Annotated in this window: 2 protein-coding genes and 2 pseudogenes; all 4 read left to right on the plus strand. The window is 70.3% G+C overall.

Annotated features, from left to right (window positions below):
- A pseudogene (locus ACWFR4_RS47995) lies at positions 1 to 337 on the plus strand (ABC transporter permease); the annotation flags it as partial.
- Positions 338 to 364: 27 nt separating this feature from the next.
- Positions 365 to 1,642, plus strand: coding sequence for a sensor histidine kinase (locus ACWFR4_RS48000; RefSeq protein WP_453658202.1), 1,278 nt, complete (start codon positions 365 to 367; stop codon positions 1,640 to 1,642).
- The gene (locus ACWFR4_RS48005) at positions 1,639 to 2,307 is read left to right on the plus strand and encodes a response regulator (RefSeq protein ID WP_453658200.1); all 669 of its coding nucleotides are present in this window, start codon (positions 1,639 to 1,641) and stop codon (positions 2,305 to 2,307) included. Before ACWFR4_RS48000 ends, ACWFR4_RS48005 begins: the two co-directional genes overlap by 4 nt.
- A 491-nt stretch (positions 2,308 to 2,798) precedes the next feature.
- Positions 2,799 to 3,083: pseudogene (locus ACWFR4_RS48010) on the plus strand (IS701 family transposase); the annotation flags it as partial.
- Between the last annotated feature and the right edge of the window lie 457 nt (positions 3,084 to 3,540).

Below are 3,540 nucleotides of genomic sequence, written 5' to 3' on the forward strand. Positions count from 1 at the left end.
CGCCGGAGTCGTACGAAGCCTGCTGGGCGCCGGGCTCTACCTCGGTCTGGTCGGCGTGATCGGCGCCGCCCTGGGCGCGCTGCTGCGGTCGGTGGCCGGCGGAATCTCGGTGCTGGTGGCTGCCCTGATGCTGATCCCGGGACTGATCTCCCTGCTGCCGAGCTCCTGGCAGGACAACATCAGCCCCTACCTGCCGTCCAATGCGGGAGAGTCGATGTTCGCTCTGACGCACGACTCCACGACCCTGTCACCGGGCGCCGGACTGCTGGTCTTCCTCGGCTGGACGGCACTGGCGCTGGCGGGCGCGGCGTACCGGCTCGCACGCACCGACGCCTGACACCCGCACCATGGACAGGTGACGTCCGTGACCACCGACGACATCAGCGGGATGGGACTGCTGGTCGCCCGTCTGTCCCGGGGCGGCCAGCGGCTTCGGCAGGCCGACCGGGCCTGTCCGTGGGTGCTGGACACCGCGGTCGTGGTCCTCGTCTTCCTGATGTTCTGCCTGCCCGACCTGCTCCACGGCGGTGCCGACGACGACGGTCCGCGGCGATTCCGTCTTGCGTTCACTCAGTTGCCCGTAGCGGGGATGCTTGCTTTGCAGGCCGGTCTGGTGCTGCCGCTGTTGTGGCGGCGGCGGAAACCCGTGGCGGCCTTCGGTGCCATCGCAGCGGTGTTCGTCCTGCAGTCGTCCCTGGGCGCCGCGCTGCGCGCGGACGTCGCCCTCTTAGTCGCCCTGTACAGCCTGGCCCCGCACGGACGGCTGCGGCAACTGCCGTGGGCCTGCGCGGCCATGGCGGGCACCCTGGCCCTGGTCGCGGTACGCGCGTCCTCGGCCGTGTCCGTCTGGGACGCGCTGTTCTTCCTGCTGAGCACGGCGACCGCGGCCCTCGCGCTCGGCCTGATGATCCGGATCCGCCGCGCCCAGCTCGCCGGACTGCGGGACCGGGCGGCCCGGCTGGAGATCGAGCGCGACCAGCGCAGCAGGCTGGCCACGGCCACCGAACGCACCCGGGTCGCCCGCGAGATGCACGACATCGTCGGCCACAACCTGTCCGTCATCATCACGCTCGCCGACGCCGGCGCCTACGCCACCGACATCGCCCCCGAACGCGGCAAGGAGGCCCTGCAGCTCATCGGCGACACAGGTCGCCAGGCCCTCGGCGAGCCGCGGCGCGTACTCGGCGTGCTGCGCGAGGCCGCGGACGGTCCCCCGGGCGAGCCCGAACTCAGCCCGCAGCCCGGCACCGCGGACATCGGCGCACTGTGCGCCAAGGTGCGCGCCGCCGGACTGGAGGTCGTCTACCGCACCTCGGGCGACGTGGACGCCCTGGACATTGGCATCCAGCTGACGGTGTACCGCATCGTCCAGGAAGCCCTCACCAACACCCTGAAGCACGCCGACACCGACACCCGGGTGCACCTGGCGATACTCGTCGAGGACGGCCGACTGACCATCCGGGTCCAGGACACCGGCCCGGCCAGACCGGCCGGAGCCCCGAATAACGAAGGACATGGCCTGGTGGGCATGCGGGAACGAGCCGCCCACTACGGCGGGAGCATCAGCGCGGGGCCGACGGGCGGCGGAGGATGGAGCGTCGAGGCCGTCCTCGACGTCACACCCCAAGGTGGTGCCCGGTGACCACCGTTCTCATCGTGGACGACCAGCCGCTGCAGCGTTACGGCTTCCACCTGCTCCTGGACTCCGTCCCCGAGACCGACGTCGTCGGTGAGGCCGCCCACGGCGCCGAAGCCGTCCGCAAGACCGCCGAACTGCGCCCGGACGTCGTCCTGATGGACGTCCGCATGCCCGGCATGGACGGCATCGAGGCCACCCGCCGCATCGTCGCTGCCGGCGAACACTCGCGCGTCCTCGTGCTCACCACCTTCGCCCTCGACGAATACGTACACGCCGCCCTCCGCGCCGGCGCCAGCGGCTTCCTCCTCAAGGACGCGCGCCCCGAGGAACTCCTGGCCGGCATCCGCGCCGTCGCCGTGGGCGACGCGGTCATTGCGCCCGCCCTCACCCGCCGCCTCCTGGACGAATACGCCCGCTACGTCCCCGTTCACCGCCAGAACCCCGCCGAAGACCCGGGACTCGGCTCCCTCACCGACCGCGAACGCGAAATCCTCGTCGCCGTCGGCAACGGCTGGACCAACGGCGAGATCGCCGCCCGGTTCGTCCTGTCCGAGTCCACCGTCAAGACCCATGTCGGCCGCGTCCTGGCCAAGATCGGCGCCCGTGACCGCATCCAGGCCGTGATCTTCGCCTACGACCACGGCCTCGCCCGGCCCAACGCGGGCTGAGTCGAGGAACGGGCGGCCAGGCAGGCTCAGTTCCCGGTCGCGAGGAACTGCCAAGAGATCCCCGATACCACCGTTAGCACGCCGGACGGAGCGGAGCCGCGCCGCCCGGCCGGCCCTGCGGCCGTCGGGGCTGACCAGTCCGTCGGCCTCGGCGTTCAGGCTGTGTTCAGGTCCGGACGAACCTTGGGCAACCCGAGCACCAGAAGCACAAAAGCTCTGACAAAGGGGTCTGGGGCAACGGCCCACTTCGTGGTGGTCAAGGTGATCGCGCCCCAGCTGCGCTACGCCGCCCGGCACATCGTGCCCGACCGCGGGAGGCGCAATGAGCATCACGCACGTGTTCGCCGGCCCCACCATGGCCGGACCTTCTACCTCGGCGCGCTCACCAAGGAGTCCGAGTCGGCGACGACCGCTGGTGCCAGCGCCAGCTCGCGGACCTGACGCAGCAGCAGCGGGATGACCGTGGCGGCCACGATCACGCACATCAGCGCTGGGCATTGGCCCGTCGCAGTGTCACCAGGCCCGATGAGATCGCGTACTACCTCGGCTATGCACCGGCAGGCACGGACGTCGACCAGCTGGTGCGGGTCGCCGGGCGGCGGTGGGCCATTGAGGAATGCTGCCAGGCTGCAAAGAACGAATGCGGCCTGGACCAGTACGAAGTCCGCCGCTACGTCGGCTGGATGCGGCACATCACCCTGGCCATGCTCGCCCACGCCTTTCTCGCGGCAACGGCAGCCCAGGCGGCCTCAAAAGGGGGTGCAGAAACGGTTCCGGCACCCTGGTTCCGCTCACCGTGGCAGAAGTCCGCCGACTCCTGGCAGCTCGCCCCACCCCAAGGCCAGGCCGGCCGCTTCGCCTCACGCGGTGAGCTGGTCGCGATGGCGGCGCAGACGCCAAGCCGTCGCCCGCTACTGCCACTACCGGCGACGAGCCCACTCACTGGAGGAGCAGTCCGCCAAGACCACCTCTGACTTACCATCAGCTAACTAAACTCGCGACGACGCCTCTGACCGGGCCAGATAGCGAAACGCTGCTGGAGTACTAGGCCTTGAGGCAGTCGGCCAAGGCACCGACAGAGCCCTCCTCGTCCACGGGGGCATCGGCTCCACACATCATCGTTGCCGAGGCGTATCCGCGGCTGTTCCATCCCCGCCCTCCGACATCAACAACAGCCACGTCGGCCGGCAAGCCTGCCTGGACTTCCCCTGGTCTCCTTCCCTGCCCCTCCTG

It is taken from the genome of Streptomyces sp. NPDC055140 (assembly GCF_053607285.1).